This is a genomic window from Actinomycetospora sp. (assembly GCF_036497585.1).
Taxonomy (GTDB): Bacteria; Actinomycetota; Actinomycetes; order Mycobacteriales; family Pseudonocardiaceae; genus Actinomycetospora.
Window position 1 is genome coordinate 15676 of sequence record NZ_DASXJD010000166.1, and the last position, 16302, is coordinate 31977.

Annotated in this window: 12 protein-coding genes; 3 read left to right on the forward strand and 9 right to left on the reverse strand. The window is 75.2% G+C overall.

Translation table 11 applies throughout. The annotated features are described in order from the left end of the window. Positions 1–47 precede the first annotated feature (47 nt). The 7 genes from VGH76_RS16315 to VGH76_RS16345 form a co-directional block, all read right to left on the reverse strand. Entirely contained in the window at positions 48–1217 is a 1170-nt protein-coding gene (locus VGH76_RS16315; RefSeq protein WP_331557751.1) for a glycosyltransferase, read from the reverse strand. Between the two features lie 3 nt (positions 1218–1220). Further along, complete coding sequence (locus tag VGH76_RS16320) at positions 1221–1982, reverse strand: polysaccharide deacetylase family protein (RefSeq protein ID WP_331557752.1); 762 nt, start codon at positions 1980–1982, stop codon at positions 1221–1223. After that, positions 1979–3700, reverse strand: coding sequence for a polysaccharide deacetylase family protein (locus VGH76_RS16325; protein ID WP_331557753.1), 1722 nt, complete (start codon positions 3698–3700; stop codon positions 1979–1981). Before VGH76_RS16325 ends, VGH76_RS16320 begins: the two co-directional genes overlap by 4 nt. Next, the gene (locus VGH76_RS16330; protein ID WP_331557754.1) at positions 3697–4383 is read right to left on the reverse strand and encodes a response regulator transcription factor; all 687 of its coding nucleotides are present in this window, start codon (positions 4381–4383) and stop codon (positions 3697–3699) included. The genes VGH76_RS16325 and VGH76_RS16330 overlap by 4 nt, the downstream gene beginning before the upstream one ends. 83 nt (positions 4384–4466) lie before the next feature. Then, on the reverse strand, positions 4467–5105 hold the full coding sequence (locus VGH76_RS16335; protein WP_331557755.1) for a response regulator transcription factor: 639 nt from the start codon (positions 5103–5105) through the stop codon (positions 4467–4469). Further along, positions 5102–5428 (reverse strand): hypothetical protein, encoded by a 327-nt coding sequence (locus tag VGH76_RS16340; protein ID WP_331557756.1) that lies wholly within the window; start codon positions 5426–5428, stop codon positions 5102–5104. Before VGH76_RS16340 ends, VGH76_RS16335 begins: the two co-directional genes overlap by 4 nt. Before the next feature lie 146 nt (positions 5429–5574). Next, complete coding sequence (locus VGH76_RS16345; RefSeq protein WP_331557758.1) at positions 5575–6165, reverse strand: response regulator transcription factor; 591 nt, start codon at positions 6163–6165, stop codon at positions 5575–5577. Positions 6166–6341: 176 nt separating this feature from the next. Between VGH76_RS16345 and VGH76_RS16350 the strand changes: the two genes are divergently transcribed. Beyond that, positions 6342–7019: a response regulator transcription factor gene (locus tag VGH76_RS16350; RefSeq protein WP_331557759.1), complete on the forward strand. Its 678-nt coding sequence runs from the start codon at positions 6342–6344 to the stop codon at positions 7017–7019. Positions 7020–7037: 18 nt separating this feature from the next. On the opposite strand, the gene VGH76_RS16355 is transcribed toward VGH76_RS16350, so the two are convergent. After that, on the reverse strand, positions 7038–8252 hold the full coding sequence (locus VGH76_RS16355) for a L,D-transpeptidase (protein WP_331557760.1): 1215 nt from the start codon (positions 8250–8252) through the stop codon (positions 7038–7040). A gap of 406 nt (positions 8253–8658) precedes the next feature. Between VGH76_RS16355 and VGH76_RS16360 the strand changes: the two genes are divergently transcribed. Then, positions 8659–9180 (forward strand): MerR family transcriptional regulator, encoded by a 522-nt coding sequence (locus VGH76_RS16360; RefSeq protein WP_331557761.1) that lies wholly within the window; start codon positions 8659–8661, stop codon positions 9178–9180. Between the two features lie 129 nt (positions 9181–9309). Then, positions 9310–12501: a serine/threonine-protein kinase gene (locus tag VGH76_RS16365; protein WP_331557762.1), complete on the forward strand. Its 3192-nt coding sequence runs from the start codon at positions 9310–9312 to the stop codon at positions 12499–12501. Positions 12502–12552: 51 nt separating this feature from the next. Here VGH76_RS16365 and cobN read toward each other — a convergent pair whose 3' ends face one another. Next, positions 12553–16257, reverse strand: a complete 3705-nt coding sequence (gene cobN / locus VGH76_RS16370) for a cobaltochelatase subunit CobN (protein ID WP_331557763.1) — start codon at positions 16255–16257, stop codon at positions 12553–12555. Positions 16258–16302: the final 45 nt, after the last annotated feature.

Here is a 16302-nt window from a genome sequence, read left to right on the forward strand (position 1 = left end):
GGGTTCCCTCCTGGCGGTGATCCGCGGCGGGGCGTGCTGCCCGCCGATCACCACCCTGCGGTGCGCACGGCCGAAGGAGATCGGTCAACCACACCAGTCGTCCTACGCAGCGCAGGCGAACGTCCCGCGCCCGCCGCCACCACGGCGGTGACCGCGGCGAGGTGGTCGAGGCCGTGCCGGAGGTCGAACTCGCGGGCGACCGCGGCGGCCTCGACCCCCTCGGCAGAGCACCGATCGGGATCGGAGAGCCGGGCCGCCACGGCGGCCGCGAGGGCGGCCTCGTCGTCGGGCGGCACGAGGGCGCCGGTCCCCTCCCCCACGGCGTCGGCGAGGCCGGGGACACCGCTCGCGACCACGGCCCGCCCGGTCGCGAGGGCCTCGAGCAGCGCTAGCGAGAGCCCCTCCCAGCGGGAGGGCAGGACGACGACGTCGGCGGCCGCCAGCCACGGCCGCACATCGGCCACGGCACCGACCACCTCGATGCCGGGCTGCCGCGGGACGGCCGCCGCGCCGGGGTCCCCGACGAGCAGCAGCCGGGCCCCGGGCACGGCCGCGCGCACCGCGGGCCAGGCGCGCAGCGCGACGTCCTGGCCCTTCTGGCGGCACACCCGCCCGACGCAGACCGCCAGCGGTTCGTCGGGCCCGAGCAGCAGCGCCGCCCGCGCGGTGCGCCGTGCGGCCGGGCCTGCCGGGCGGAACCGGGTGAGGTCGACGCCGTTGCGGACCACCTCCAGCGGCCCGGGCACGCCCGCCTCGACGGCGAGGCCCGCCTCGCCCGGACCGACGCAGACGCACAGGTCGGTCCAGCGGGCGCCGAACCTCTCCCACGCGCGGGCCGCCCCGGCGAGCGCAGGCCCGACGGCGAGCCACGACCAACCGTGCGGAGAGACGATCGTCGGGACCGCGCCACGGATCGCCAGCCGACCCGCGAGCGCGGCCTTGGACGAATGCAGGTGCACGACGTCGGGCCGAGCGAGATCCATCAGTGCCCGCAGGTCCCGGATCTCACGGACGACCCACGGGCCGGGCGCGCGCCGTGCCGACCACGTCAGGTGCGGGATGCCGCGACGGACCAGCGCGACCGGCAGGGCGCCGGTGCCGGGGCACGCCACCGCGACCTCCCAGCCGCGCTTGCGCTGGTCGGCCACGATGCGCTCCGCACAGACCGCCGTCCCGCCCTCCACCGGCTGGGCGACGTGCAGGACACGGGGCGCCACCGGTCAGCCCCGGCCGGCGGTCGACAGCGGCGGCCCCTCCCGGCTGGCCGGGCGGGCGCCGGCGGCCTCCCGGACCTCGGCGGCGGCGTGGCGTCCCCGCTTGGCTGCCAGCCGCAGCGCCCCGTCCCGGTCACCGACGTAGGTCCGGGGCAGGGCGAGCGGGCCGGGGTCGGGCGGTCGCCCGGTCGCGCAGGCGTGGTCGTAGCCCGCGGCGGCGACGGCGGTGACCGTGCGGGCGTCGTGGGCGCCGTAGGGGTAGCAGAACCCCGTCACCGGCCGCCCCACCAGATCGGAGAGGACGTGGCCGCTCGCCGACACCTCGCGGGCGAGGCCCGCGGCGTCGATCGACCCGTCGAGCCGCACGTGGGTCATCCCGTGCGCGCCGACCTCCATGCCCGCGTCCGCCACCGCGGCCACGTCGGCGGCGGTCATCAGGTCCTTGCGGTCGCCCTCCGGGTCCCAGTGGTTCTGCCCGCCGAGCATTCCGGCGACGACGTAGACCGTGGCGCCGAAGCCGTGCCGGTGCAGTAGTGGCACGACGGTGTCGGCGAAGTCGCGGTACCCGTCGTCGAACGTGAGGCCCACGAGGCCGCGGGCGGCGCCGCGGCTGCGGGCGGCGAGCAGCTCCCCCACCCCGACCCCGCGCAGCCCGCCGCGGCGCAGCCAGGAGAACTGGGCGTCGAGCCGCTCGGGGCGCACCGTCACCAGGTAGGGGTCGTCCCGGTAGTCCGCGACCGAGTGGTACATCAGGATCCAGGGCTTCACCGGACCACGTCCTCCCCTGCCGCGCCCCGGGTAGCGAGCTCGTCGTCCGGCGGCCCGTCCGGTGACCCCTCCGGCGGGTCATCGATCGGGGAGCGGGGGCCAGGGACCGTGGGGGCGCCGGCGCGGCCGGCACGTCCTCGGCGTCGTCGCCGCAGGAAGTGGTGGGTGAGCCCGGCGAGGGCGGCCAGCAGGCCCAGCACGGCTGCGACGGCCGCGCCGAGCTCGAGCAACCCGCGCAGCCCCGGCGAGATCAGCGGCGGCGCCGGTGGCGGCGGCACGGGTCCTTGAACGTAGGCCGCGCTCTGCACCCAGCCGACGGCCCCGACGACGAGGCCCGCCGCGACGCCCTCGGTGTCCGGCGGCGGGGGCGGGGTGTCCCACGTCACGGGTTGCCACGCCGGCGCCGGGGCGACCCACGGGCTCGACGTCCAGTACACCCACGAGCCGGTGGACGTGCGGCGGTACACCTCGAACTGCGTGGGTACGGTGGAGCGGTACTGCGCGGCGAGGTGGATCGGCACACCGGGTGTGGCCGTCACCGTGCACTGGCCGAGGTCCAGCCGCGGTAAGAGGGTCGCGTCGCCGTTGGTGTAGGAGCTGACGGTGACGGTCTCCGTCGCCGGCACACCCGGGGCCGGCGGCGTCCAGCGGTAGTCGGCGGTGTTCTGGCCGAAGCCCGACGCCTCCCAGCAGTCCGGGACCGTCGTGGAACTCTGGCTCAGGTCGCCGTTGGGCATGGCGGTCGCCGCGGGCGGGGGTGCGGTGTGGACCGGTCCGCCCGGTCCCCCGACGACCTGGCTCACCGTTCGGACGGCCAGCGTCCCAGCGCGCTGCTGGTCGGCCAGCCAGCCGGCGAACTGGTCGAACAGCGCCGGGCTCGTCGAGAGGTTCCCGCAGGTGGTGCACGCCTCGTGGTGGAAGATGAGCGGCACCCAGCCCCCGCCGGCGGCCTGGGCGCCGGTGACCAGCCCCTCGAGGTCGGCGAGGGTCGTCGCCGTCGTGATGTCGGGCGGCGTCCGGATCGCGTACGGGTCACGTGGGGGCACGCTCTCACCGGGGACACAGTCCGGGCACGTGGCGCTCACCGGACCGACCCCGCCACGGTCCAGGCGCGCGCTGGCGTAGCCGCAGTCGCGCGCCGCGGCCTCGACCGGCGGCGAGGCCGCGCCGAACGGGTAGGCGAACGAGACCGGGTCGAAGCCCCAGGAGTGCAGGGTGGCGCGGTCGTCGCAGATCTGGCGAGCCGTCTCGTCCGGCGCGTCCTCGGTGAGGTTCGGGTGCGAGACCGTGTGTCCACCGATCTCGTCGCCGGAGGCCGCGATCTGCGCGAGATCGGCGCGGGTCATGTAGTTCGGCTGGCCGATGGCGCCGGAGTTGATGAAGAAGGTCCCGACGAGACCGTGCTGCTGCATCGTCTGCAGGTACTGCATCTGGCCGGCGAGGCCGTCGTCGAAGGTCAGCGAGACGATCGGGAGTGTCGGGCCGGAGGCGGCGACCGGCGCCGGCGCGGCAGCCGGGGCAGGGCTCGGCGGCGCCGCAGCCGGCGGCGCCGCAGCCGGCGGGGCGACGGCCGGGACCAGGAACCCCACCGCGACGGCGATCGCCGCGAACACGGCCAGCACCGCCACCATGAGCAGGCGCGATCCACCCGTGGCGCGAGCGCCCTGCTCGGAGCCGGGCTGCTCGGAGCCGCCCTGTTCCGGTCCGGTCCTCGTCATCGTGCCCCCACCGGATCGGATCGGACGTCGACGGTGCCCGTGAGACCGGCGGATCGGGCCAGCGCGACCGCCTCGAGCCTGCTGTGCACCCCGAGCTTGGCGTACAGGTTGCCGATGTGGCTGCGCACGGTGTGCGCGGAGAGCCGCAGGTGCTCGGCCAGCGTCGCGGTGGACTTCCCATCCACCATCGCCGCGAGGATCTCCCGCTCACGGTCGGTGAGCCGGTCCAGCGGACCGTCCCGACGAGCGCCCCGGGCGTCCGCCCGCAGCCGGTCCAGTGCCGCTGCGAGCTGCGCGGGCGGGAACCATCCTCGACCGTGTGCGGCTCCCCGGATCATCGCCACGAGCTCGCCGACGTCGGCCTCCTTCGAGACCCACCCCTCCGCACCGAGCAAGGCCACCTCACCGGCGGTCCGGGGGTCCTCGTCGGCCGAGAGGGCGACGACATGGGCGCCCGGGAGCCGACGGCGCAGCGCGAGGATCAGCTCCCGGCGCTCGTCGTCGAGCGGCGAGACCTCGAGGACGACCACGTCGGGCCTCGCCCGCACGGCGTGCGCCACCGCGGTCTCCACCCCGGTGGGCCCACGGCTGTCGACCACGAGGTCGGGCTCCGCGCCGAGCCGGGCGGCCAGCGCCTCGACCAGCATCTGGTGGTCGTCGAGGAGGAGGATCCGCAGCGTCACGAGAAGCATGGTGGGGGCAGGGCGGATCGGGGACCTCGTGCAACTTGACCAGGAGGTGCTGGGGCGGACGCGGGAACGTCGGGTCACCGCGCGCCGAGCAGGGCGTGCCGGGTGGCCAGCGCGGCCGCCTCGAGGCGGGTGTGGGCGCCGAGCTTGGTCAGGACCGCCTGCACATGGGTCCGGACGGTGGTCACCGAGATGCCGAGCCCCGCCGCGATCTCGGACGTGCCGCGGCCTTGGACGATCAGCCGCAGGCACTCCCGCTCGCGAGCGGTGAGGTGCGCGGCGAGCCGCCGGATGTCGTCGTCCTCGCCTCGGGGCGCCGCAGCGCGCCGGCGAGGAGGGAGCTCCACCGCGATCTCGCCGTCGAGGACGCGGTGGATCGCGTCGACGAGGGCCGTGACACCCCGGGTCTTGTGGACGAAGCCGCGCGCCCCGAGGTCGAGGGCACGGCGGGCGGCGCCGTCGTCGGTGTCCGCGGTCACCATGACGATCCGCGTGCCCGAGCTGGCGGCGAGGAGGCCGGGGATCAGGTCGAGCCCGTCGCCGTCGGCGAAGGTGCGGTCGAGCAGGCAGATGGCCGGCCGGTGCTCCGCGACGGCGGCGAGGACATCGGAGGCCCGGTGGGCGACCGCCCGGACCTCGAGCCGACGCTGCCCGAGCACGGTGCTCAACGCGTCAGCGAACACCCCGTGGTCGTCCCCGACGACCACCGCGGTCACGCCCGCACCTCCCGTCCCGACACCGGCGGCCTCCTCGTGTCCCGGTCCCGCAGCACGACCTCGGCCAGGGCGCCTCCCCCGCGGCGTGGACGCGATGTCACGTCGGCCGCGAGCCCGTGGGCGGGCGAGCGCACGATCGCGAGGCCTTTGCCGCGCGCGCCCGCCGGGCCCCGCTCGGGGCCCGGCCCGTCGTCGAGGACCCGCATCCGGGCACCCGCCGCGGCGTCGAACTCCCCCTCGACCCGCACGGCTGCGACGAGCGCCGAGAGCGTCACCACCTCGTGGCCGATGTCGTGGAGCAGTGCGGCGTCGGCCGTGTACACGCTCTGGGCCCCCTCTCGGTCCCCCCGGATCGCTCCCCCGCGGTGTGCTCCCCATCGTCGGGATCTCCGTGCTCCGCGGCGACGACCGATAGGCCGCGGGAACGGCGGACGTTCGAACCCCGTCCCGGTGCCCGAAGGTCCCGGGCTCATCGGGCATCCCGCAGCGCCCGGACCGCGTCGACCCGCGTGTGCACCCCGAGCTTGCGGAAGATCTCGTTGATGTGCGTCCGCACCGTGTTGTACGACAGCCCGAGGTGCTGGCCGATCGACCGGTTGGCGCGGCCCTCGGCGAGGGCGTCCAGGACCTCGCGCTCACGCTCGGTCAGCCGCGCGAGCGGGCACCCGGACCGACCGGCGATCGCGTCCGCCCGCAGCGACGCCAGCAGCTCGCCGTGCACCTCGCGGGGGAAGAAGGCCCCGCCCATCACCACGCCTCGCAGCACCCGCAGGAGGTCGTCGGCGCTGCACCGTCGGTCCAGCCAGGCCGCGGCACCGGCGCGGGCGGCGTCGAGGGGGCCACCGACCGCGTCGTCGACGGAGAGCACGACGACCCGTGCCGCGGCGGGTGAGGCATCGACGGCGGCCACGGCGTCGGCCGGGTCCGAGACGTCGATGAGCACCACGTCGGCTTCCGGTCCGTCGACCAGGTCCAGATCGGGCTCGACCGCCATGCGACGGCCGAGCGCTTCGGCGAGGAGTCGGGAACCGGTGAGGTACCGGACACGGAACGAACCCATGCCAGGACGCTAGTTCGGATCTCGCCGCGGGCCCTCATCCATCTTGACGGACGGCGAACGCATGCGGGGAGCTCCCGCGGCCGACGTGACATTTTCGCAATGCGGGCGGCGGCCAACCAACGGGACGGGTCGGACGTCATTCGAGCAAGTGACGACGGTCGAGTCCCGGGGGATCCATGACCAGCGTTCTGATCGCCGACGACCACCTGCTCTTCACCGACCTGGTCGGCGCCTACCTCGTCGATCGCGGCATCGCGCTCGCGGGCGTCGCGGCGACCGAGGCCGAGGCGCTGGCAGGCACCCGCGCGAGCCCGCTCGACGTCTGCCTCGTCGACCCGGCTGCGCTGGCGGAGGGCCCTCCCGCGGCCTTCCTCTCGCGGCTGGTACGGGCCGCCCCGGAAACCGCCGTCCTCGTCCTCACCGGGAGGCCGCACCCCGGACCCGCCGCGGCCGCGGCCGCCGGTGCCGCCGGCTACCTGCTCAAGAGCGCCTCGGGGGACGAGCTCGTCGCGGCGATCGAAGGCGTTGCGCGCGGCGAGGTCGGGCTCGGGGTCGTCGCCGCGGCGGAGGCCCTCGGGCCCGACGTTCCCTCCGGGGAAGGCGCGGCGACCGACGGCGTCGCCGACGCACTCCGCCGGCTGGCGCGGCTGCGCGCCCGGGAGCGGGAGTGCCTGGAGCTGATCGTGAACGGCGCCTCGACCGAGGAGATGGCCGAGACCATGGGCGTCACCGTGGCCACCGTGCGCAGCCATGTCAGGGCCGTGCTGGCCGCCCTCGGCGTGCACTCCCGGCTCGGCGCGGCGTCCTTCGTGCTGCGGTACGGGCTCGTCGGCCCGGTGCCGCACGCGAGCTGACGGCCGGCGCTCCGCGGGTCAGGTCGTGCCGGCCTGCCACTGCGCCCAGGACAGCGCCCAGTCGCCCCAGCGGTCCCACACCGGCAGCGCCGGGCCGCCGGAGTTGGCGACCTCGACGACGTCACCGACGCCGAAGTGGTCGAAGAACCACTGCGCGTCGGCCGGGCTGAGGTTGACGCACCCGTGGGAGACGTTGTCGCTGCCCTGCTGGGCGACCGACCACGGCGCCGCGTGCACGAACTCGCCGTCGTTGGAGATGCGCTCGTCGAGGAGCACGGTCTCCTTGTAGTAGCCGGGCTGGCCGGGCATGACACCGTAGGTGGCGGAGTCCATGACGACGCTGGGCTGCTTGTCGGAGATGACGTGCGTGCCGGTGTGGGTCGGGAACTGCGGCGACCCGAGGCTGATCTTCATGGTCTTGACGAGCGCGCCGTTGTCGAAGATCTGCATTTGCTCGGCGCCGCCGTCGGCCTTGGCCACCCAGGCGTCGTGCACGTGGAAGGTCTCGTGGACGTCCTTGGCGCCGAAGGCGCCGCCGCCGAGGTCCGCGCCGAAGAGCTTGCTGTCCAGGGTGATCGAGGTGCCCGGCTTCCAGTACGCCTGCGGCCGGTAGTCCACCTGGGTCGAGGAGATCCAGTGCCACGCGCCGGGCTGGGGCGGATTCGAGGTCACCGCCAGCGCCTTGACGGCCGCGTCCTTGTCGGTCACCGCGTGGGAGAAGGTCACCGCGACCGGCTGCCCGACCCCGACGTTCGTGCTGCCCGGGTCCACCGCCGCGCTGTCGGTCTGCTTGGGCGCGAGCGTCGACACCGTCGACTGCAGATGCGTCGGGGTGCCCTGCGGGGTCACCGCGTCCGCGACGACGGTGTAGCTGCGCCCGTAGGCGAGCGGTTCGGTGGTGGTCCAGGTGGCGCCGTCCGGCGAGGTCGTCCCGGTGACGGCGTCCCCGGAGGGATCGGTCATGTGCACCGCGGTGATCCGGCCGCCGTCGGCGTGCACGTGCACCGGGGCGGTGGGGTTGACGTCCGCGGCGGGGTCGACGGTCACCCGCGGCCCGGGCGGGGGCACCGCGGCCGACGGGGAGCCGGACACCGCCGGCGAGGAGGACGTGCCGGAGGCCGATCCGCTCCCGGAGCACCCGGCCGCGCCGAGCACCAGGGCGGCCGCCAGGCCGAGCATCGCGACAGTGCGCCGCCGTGGCGTCGATCCGTGCCGGTCGGTCCCCGCGCGCACCGCACGCCACCTCGTCACACCACGCCCCCGCTCCCCGGCGCCGAGCGCGCCGGCGACGACGGTCCCACACACGCTGCGTCCGCCAGGTCATCGGGTCGGCGTGTTTCCGCAGGTCCAGCGCCTGATTCGTACCCTGCTGGGCGCCGCGCGCCCGGTTCGTGCGGGAGTGCGCCGTTACCGTGGACGCTCACAGTGGGCGCCGCCCGCGTAGGTGCGCGGGCGTGGACGTGAGCGCGACGACGATGTCCCGTCCAGGACGGCGGCGACTGCGGAGGCCCTCACGTCGTTCACTGGTACCGGCGGTAACAGGTAACCGTCAACGTGACCGTCACGGCACGTGATCCACGTCGAACCGGACGAACCCGGGGTTGGCTTCGAGCGCACTCGAAGGCCTAGCGTCGGGTCCATGACGGCACTGGGCCTCCCCGACGCGCCGACCGCGGAGCCGCACGTCCACCCGGCGAGCCGGCTGCGCACGATCCTGGACTCGGTCGCGGCCGAGGACGGCTCGCTGCCGCCGCTCAACGAGGAGCTCGTCCGCGCGATGAGGCTGCCCGACGACCTCCCCGAGCCCCTGGGGATCTCCGAGGTCGCCGAGATCACCGGCATCACGGCGCACACGCTGCGCTACTACGAGCGGATCGGGCTCGTCGAGACCGCGCGCGACGCCGCGGGCCGGCGGGTCTACGACCGCGACGCCCTCGGCCGCATCGCCTTCGTCACCTGGCTGCGGCTCTCCGGCATGCCGATCGCCTCGGTCGGCCGCTACCTCGAGCTCGTCAAGGCCGGTCCCGACACCCGGGACGAGCGGCTCGCGCTCCTGCTCGAGCAGCGCGCGGCGATCGTCGCGCAGCTGCGCGACCTGCAGGGCGCCCTCGCCGTCGTCGACTACAAGATCACGACCTACGGCGGCAGCTGCGGAGCCTGACCGCCGGGCGCCCGGGGGTGGTGGGCCCGCGACTCACCCGCACGGACGTCACCCCCGCACGACGGTCGCAGCGAGTAACCTCCCCCGGCGAGCGGGCGGCGGACGGAGCGGCGGGGGGACGGCGTGTCGGTGACGGAGGTGGGCGCCGGCGCCACGATCGGCCGCTACCGCCTCGAGGAGCTGCTCGGCCGGGGTGGCATGGGCGAGGTGTGGCGCGCCTACGACACCGGCCGCGAACGCACCGTCGGCCTCAAGCTGCTGCTGCAGCCGCTCGCGCACGACGCCGAGTTCGTCGCCCGGTTCCGGCGCGAGGCCCGGCTCGCCGCGCGGCTCTCCGATCCGCACATCCTGCCGATCCACGACTTCGGGGAGCTCGAGGGCCGCCTCTACATCGACATGCGGCTCGTCGACGGCCCCGACCTCGCCAAGGTGGTCTCGGGCGGGCCCGTCCCGCCCGACCGCACCGCCGCCGTCGTCGCCCAGATCGCGAGTGCCCTCGACGCCGCCCACGCCGGCGGCCTGGTCCACCGCGACGTCAAGCCCGCCAACGTGCTGCTGGCCGCGCGCGACCCGGTGTTCGCCTACCTCACCGACTTCGGCGTGGCCGCCGAGCAGGACCGCTCGGAGAACCTCACGAGCGCGGGCACGATCATCGGGACGCTCGCCTACCTCGCCCCGGAGACCTTCGAGGGCCGCCCCCCGGGCCCGTCGTCGGACATCTACGCGCTCGGGTGCGTGCTCGCCGAGGCGCTCATCGGCCACCCGCCGTTCCGGACCTCCACCCCGCTCGACGCGATGCGCGCCCACTTCGACGAGCCGCCGCCGCGCCCCTCCGAGCAGGTGCCCGGCGTCCCGCCGGCGTTCGACGAGGTCGTCGCCCGCGCGATGGCCAAGGACCCGGCGCGGCGCTACCAGACCGCAGCGGAGCTGGGCGCGGCCGTGACGGCGGCCGTCACCGCACCGGTGTCCCCGCCCCGGGCGGTCCCGTCGGTCGACGCCACCGCCGCCGTCCCGACGACGGCGGCGCCCACCTCGGCGGCCCCGGCGCCCGCCGCGTCCCCGGCGCCCTCGGCCCCGCCCGCCACCACGGGGGGCGGCAGCCGTACCTCGGTCGGCCGGCCCCCGGCCGTCCCCCTCGAGCTCCCCGCGCCGCCGGTGGGGCGGATGGCACTGCGGCCGGACTACCGGGTGTCGCCGGGCCCGCTGCGCTACCCCTCGCCCATGCCGTTCCTGGGCAACCAGTCGTTCGTCGACACGGTGCGGCAGTGGCTGCACTTCTCCCCGGGCGGTTCGCTGCTGCTCACCGGGGCGGCCGGATCGGGGCGGACCACCGTTGTCGCCCGCGCGCTCGACGAGCTGCACACCGAACTGGTGACCGAGACCGAGCCGACCCCGGTCGTCGTCGTGTGGGAGCCGCTCGGGCGTCCCGCCACGCCCGAGGAGCTCGTCCTGCGCTGGACGCGGGGCCTCGCCGAGGCCCTGGAGCGCGCGGGGGTCGTACCCCGCCTGTCCTCCGAGGTCGCCGAGCTGCTCGACGTCACCAACCGCCGCGCGCACTACGCTCTCGGGCTCGCCGAGGCCGAGCAGGACTTCGTGCGGCTGGTGGCGGCGCTCGCCGAGGAGGCGGCCTCCGGGTCGGGCTCGCGGCGGTGGTTCCGGCGGGGCGGCTCGGAGCCCTGGTCGGGCCGGCTGGTCGTGGTCCTCGACGACGTCGACGAGCTCACCGCGGACGAGGCCGGGCCCGCGGCGTTCGAGACCATCGTGCGCGCGCTGGCGAACGTCCTCACCACGACGCCGGTGCACTTCGTGTTCGCGGCGGGCGTCGATGTGCTCGACCTCACCCGGCGGTCCGGGACCCGCGCGAGCGGCACCTTCTCGACGATCTTCGGGCGGGCGCTCTACGTGCACGGGCTCGGCCCGGGCGCCGCGGCCGAGCTGCTGCGCGGCGTCCTGCGGTCCGGGGGCGCCGAGCCGGGCGCCGGGGAGCTGGCCGACCACCTGGAATACCGCTCGCAGGGGCTGCCCCGGCCCCTCCTCGCCGAGCTCGACGAGCTGGTCGAGTGGCACCCCGACGGGCCGCACGTGGTGATCGACCAGCCGACCGCGCTCGCGATCTCGTTCCACGCCGCGCTGCAGCGCCGGCTCGGGCCGCTCTGGGCGCAGGCGCGCCCCCGCGGGCCGCTCACCCACGCCGTCGACGTCGACCGGCGCCGGTACGCGGCCCACCTCGTCGTCGACTGGGTCCTCGACCGGCGCGGGACGACGTTCACCGCCTCGGACTTCCTGGCCGACCGCACGGCCGCGCGGAGCCGCGGCCGGGACCTCGCCTCCGACGACGAGTGCCTCGAGCTGCTGCGCGAGCTCGTCCCGATCGGGCTCCTCGAGTCCCGCGAACCCGACTCCCCCGCCGCCACGTTCATCGGCGCCCCCGGTCCGACCGAGACGGTCTACCGGCTCCCGCGCGCCGTCCTCGACGCCGCCGCCCTCGTCACCCCCGCGCCCGAGCTCGGCCGCGTGGGCGACGGGCGCTACGTCCTCGTCGAGGAGCTCGGACGCCGCGCGCTCGGGCGGACCTACCGGGCGCACGACACCTTCACCAACCGGGACGTCGCGATCAAGCTGCTCGACGTCCGCGAGCAGAAGCACGACGACGTCGCGCGCGCCCGCTTCCGCCGCGAGGTCGCCCTCTCCCGCCGCCTCGACCATCCGCTGCTCGCCGTCACGGCCGGCGTCCTCGACGACCACGGGCGCCTCGGGCTGGTCCACGAGTTCGTCCCCGGGCTGCCCCTCGACGAGCTGCTCGCGCGCGGCCCGCTCGCGCCGCCGGTGGCCGTCGACCTCACCCTCGGGCTGCTCGACCTGCTGCACCACCTCGCCGGGGCCGGGGTCTCGCGGCTCGACCTCACGCCGTCGCACATCGTGGTCACCCCGGACGGCCGGCCCGTCGTCGTCGAGCTGGGGCTCGGGCGGACCGCCGACGCGGACGGGGTGCCGGAGCGGCTGACCGCACCGGGCCTCGTCGTCGGGACCCCGCTCTACCTGTCGCCCGAGCAGCTGCGGGGCAGGCCGGTGGACGCGCGCTCCGACCTGTACTCGCTCGGGCTGATCCTCGTCGAGATGCTCACCGGCGTGCCCGCCCGGCGCGGGTCGGCGGCGACGATCATCGCCCAGGCGCCGACCCACCGTGTCGAGGTCGGCACGCTGCCCTGCTCGCGGGAGCTGCGCGAGGTCCTGGTGCGGCTGCTCGATCCGGACCCCGACGCCCGCTTCGCCGACGCCGCGGCCCTCGCGGGCGCGCTGGCGGCGGTGCCGGAACGGTAGGTGCGCTTCGCGCTCGTGAGCACTTTCCGGGGCTATAGCCCCGGAAAGTGCTCACGGGCCTTCGGCACATCCCTCCGCCTCGAGGAACGCGTCGCGCAGCGACTCGACCATCGCCGGGTCGGGGTGCTCCCACAGCCCGCGGTCGACCGCCTCGAGCAGCCGTTCCGCCATGCCGTGCAGCGCCCACGGATTGGCGTCGCGCAGGAACGCGCGGTTCTGCTCGTCGAGGACGTAGTTCTCGGTGAGCGAGCCGTACATCCAGTCGCTGACCGTGCCCGCCGTCGCGTCCCAGCCGAAGAGATAGTCGACGGTGGCAGCCATCTCGAAGGCGCCCTTGTAGCCGTGGCGGCGCATGGCGGCCATCCAGCGCGGGTTCACGACGCGGCTGCGGAACACCCGCGCGGTCTCCTCGACCAGGGAGCGGGTGCGCACCGACTCCGGCCGCGTGGAGTCCCCGACGTAGGCCGCGGGCGCGGCGCCGGTCAGCGCCCGCACCGTCGCGATCATGCCGCCGTGGTACTGGTAGTAGTCGTCGGAGTCGGCGATGTCGTGCTCGCGGGTGTCGATGTTCTTCGCCGCGACCGCGATCCGCCGGTACGCCGCGCGCATCTGGTCGGTCGCGGACTCGCCGTGCCGGTCGCGGCCGTACGCGTGCCCGCCCCAGGTCGTGTAGATCTCGGCGAGGTCGGCGTCGCCGCGCCAGTCCCGGGAGTCCATCGCCTGCAGCAGGCCCGCCCCGTACGCCCCGGGCGGCGAGCCGAAGATCCGGGTGGTGGCGTCGCGCCAGCTGCTGCCGGTCGCCGCGTCGGCCCGGGCGTGGGCGGCGACGAAGTTGTCCTCGTCGGCCTCCTCGAGGCTCGCGACGAGCGCGACGGCGTCGTCCATGGTCGCCACCACGTGCGGGAAGGCGTCGCGGAAGAACCCGGAGATGCGCAGCACCACGTCGACGCGGGGCCGGCCGAGCTCCGCGGTCGGGGTGACCTCCAGCCCCGTCACCCGTCGCGACGCCTCGTCCCACACCGGCCGCACGCCCAGCAGCGCGAGGGCCTCGGCGATGTCGTCGCCGCTGGTCCGCATCGCGGCGGTCCCCCACAGCGAGAGACCGACGCTGGTGGGCCACTCGCCGTCGTGGTCGGCGCGGTAGCGCTCGAGCAGCGAGTCCGCGAGCATCTGGCCGGTCTCCCAGGCCAGCCGCGACGGCACCGCGCGCGGGTCGATCGAGTAGAAGTTCCGGCCGGTCGGGAGTACGTTCACCAGCCCGCGCAGCGGCGAGCCCGACGGGCCCGCGTCCACGTGGCCGCCGCCCAGGGCGTGCAGGACGCCGTCGATCTCCTCGGTCGTGCGGTCCAGACGCGGCACGACCTCGGTCGCCGCGAAGCGCAGGATCCGCACCACCGTGTCGTCGTCGGTGCGCCCCAGGACCTCGGTGACGACGTCCGACGCCTCCTCCGCGGCCCAGTCCCGCTTCTCCATCCCGACGACGAGGCTGCTCGCGAGCTCCTCGGCCCGGTCGACGTCGATCCTCGACGCCGCACCGGCTGCCTCGTCGAGACCCAGCGCCTCCCGGAGCCCGGGCAGCGCCTGCGTGCCCGACCACATCTGCCGCGCCCGCAGGATCGCGAGCACCATGTCGACCCGCTCCTGCCCGGCCGGGGCGCGCCCGAGGACGTGCAGGCCGTCGCGGATCTGGGCGTCCTTGATCTCGCAGAGCCAGCCGTCGAGGTGCATGACGAACTCGTCGAAACGCTCGTCGTCGGGCTGGCCGGTGACGCCGAGGTCGTGGTCGAGCTTCGCCGCCTGGATGAGCTGCCAGATCTGGCCGCGGATGGCCTCGATCTTGCCGGGGTCCATGGCCTGGATGGAGGCGTACTCGTCGAGCAGCTGCTCGAGGCGGGCGAGGTCGCCGTACGACTCGGCGCGCGCCATCGGCGGCACGAGGTGGTCCACGAGGGTGGCGTGGGCGCGGCGCTTGGCCTGGGTGCCCTCGCCGGGGTCGTTGACGAGGAAGGGGTAGACCAGCGGGAGGTCGCCGAGGATGGGGTCGGGGGCGCATGACGCGGAGAGGGCCGCCGTCTTGCCCGGCAGCCACTCGAGGTTGCCGTGCTTGCCGACGTGGACGACGGCGTGGGCTCCGAACCCGTGTTGATCCTCTCTGGCCTGCACCCAGCGGTAGGCCGCGAGGTAGTGGTGGCTCGGCGGCAGGTCCGGGTCGTGGTAGATCGCGATCGGGTTCTCCCCGAACCCCCGCGGCGGCTGCATCATGACGACGACGTGGTCGCGGACCAGGGCGGCGAGCACGATCGCCTGCTCGCCGGTCGCGTCGTCGAGGAACATGCTGCCCGGCGGCGGACCCCAGTGCTGCTCGACGTCGGCGCGGAAGTCCTCGGGGAGGGTGCGGAACCACGCGGTGTACTCAGCGGCCGGGATGCGCACCGGGTTGGCGGCGAGCTGCTCCTCGGTGAGCCAGTCCTGGTCGTGGCCGCCGGCGTCGATGAGGGAGCGGATGAGGAGGTCGCCGTCCTGCTCCGCGAGGCCCGGGACGTCGCCGACGCGGTAGCCCGCGTCGCGCATGGACTGCAGCAGGGCGACGACGGAGGCCGGGGTGTCGAGCCCGACGGCGTTGCCGATGCGCGCGTGCTTCGTCGGGTAGGCGGAGAGGACGAGCGCGATCTTCTTGTCGGCGTTGTCCAGGTGCCGCAGCCGGCCGTGGTTCACGGCGAGCCCGGCGACGCGCGCGGCCCGCTCGGGGTCGGCGACGTAGACCGGCAGGCCGTCCTCGTCGGTCTCCTTGAAGCTGAACGGCACCGTGATGATGCGGCCGTCGAACTCCGGGACGGCGACCTGGTTGGCGGCGTCGAGGGGGCTCACGCCGTCGTCGTCGGCGAGCCACTCGTCGCGGGTGCGGGTCAGGCAGAGTGCCTGGAGGATCGGGACGTCGAGACCGGCGAGCGCCCCGGTGTCCCAGGACTCGTCGTCCTGCCCTGCGGAGGCGGTCGCGGGCTTCGACCCACCCGCGGCCAGCACCGTCGTGACCAGGACGTCGGCGTGGCGCAGGCGCTCGAGGAGCTCGTCGTCGGGGGCGCGCAGGCTGGCGCAGAACAGCGGCTCCGGGACCCCGCCGGCGGCGACGACCGCGTGGCACAGGGCGTCGACGAACGCGGTGTTCCCGGCCATGTGATGGGCGCGGTAGTAGACGACGGCGACCCGGGGCCTGCCCTCTGGTGCCAGCGAAGCCCTATCGGCGTGCTCCCCTCGACTGCTTGCATCCGGTGACAGTTTCGCCACATCGTCGTCCGACCAGCCGGGCAGCCGACCCCACGACGGCATCTCCGCCGGCGGCGCGAACCCGTACCCGGTCAGCAGCACGGTGTCCGAGAGGAACGCGGCGAGCTCGCGCAGGTTCTCCGGCCCGCCCTGGGCGAGGTAGAGGTGCGCCTGGGTCGCGACGCCCACCGGCACCGTCGAGGACTCCATGAGCTGCGCGTCCGGCGCCTGCTCCCCACCGAGCACCACGACCGGGAGCGGCCCGGCGAGCAGCGCCTCGAGCCCCGCCTCCCACGCCTGCCGGCCGCCGAGGAGCCGCACGACGACGAGGTCGACGCCGTCGAGGAGCGCCGGCAGGTCCTGCTGCGGATCGACCCGGGCGGGGTTGGCCCACCGCCAGGGCACGGCCGGGCCGTCGCTGCCGTCGCTGCCCTCGCTCCCGGCCCGGGCCGAGCGGAGGTCGGTGTCGGAGGTCGAGAGGAGCAGCAGCACGCAGGACATCTCACCATCTGTCTAGATGCTGGGCCATGGCCCCGT

Coding starts and splice junctions, on each gene's coding strand:
- VGH76_RS16350 (WP_331557759.1), top strand. CDS start 6,342: ATGACCAGCGTTCTGATCGCCGACGACCACCTGCTCTTCACCGACCTG.
- VGH76_RS16360 (WP_331557761.1), top strand. CDS start 8,659: ATGACGGCACTGGGCCTCCCCGACGCGCCGACCGCGGAGCCGCACGTC.
- VGH76_RS16345 (WP_331557758.1), bottom strand. CDS start 6,165: ATGGGTTCGTTCCGTGTCCGGTACCTCACCGGTTCCCGACTCCTCGCC.
- VGH76_RS16325 (WP_331557753.1), bottom strand. CDS start 3,700: ATGACGAGGACCGGACCGGAACAGGGCGGCTCCGAGCAGCCCGGCTCC.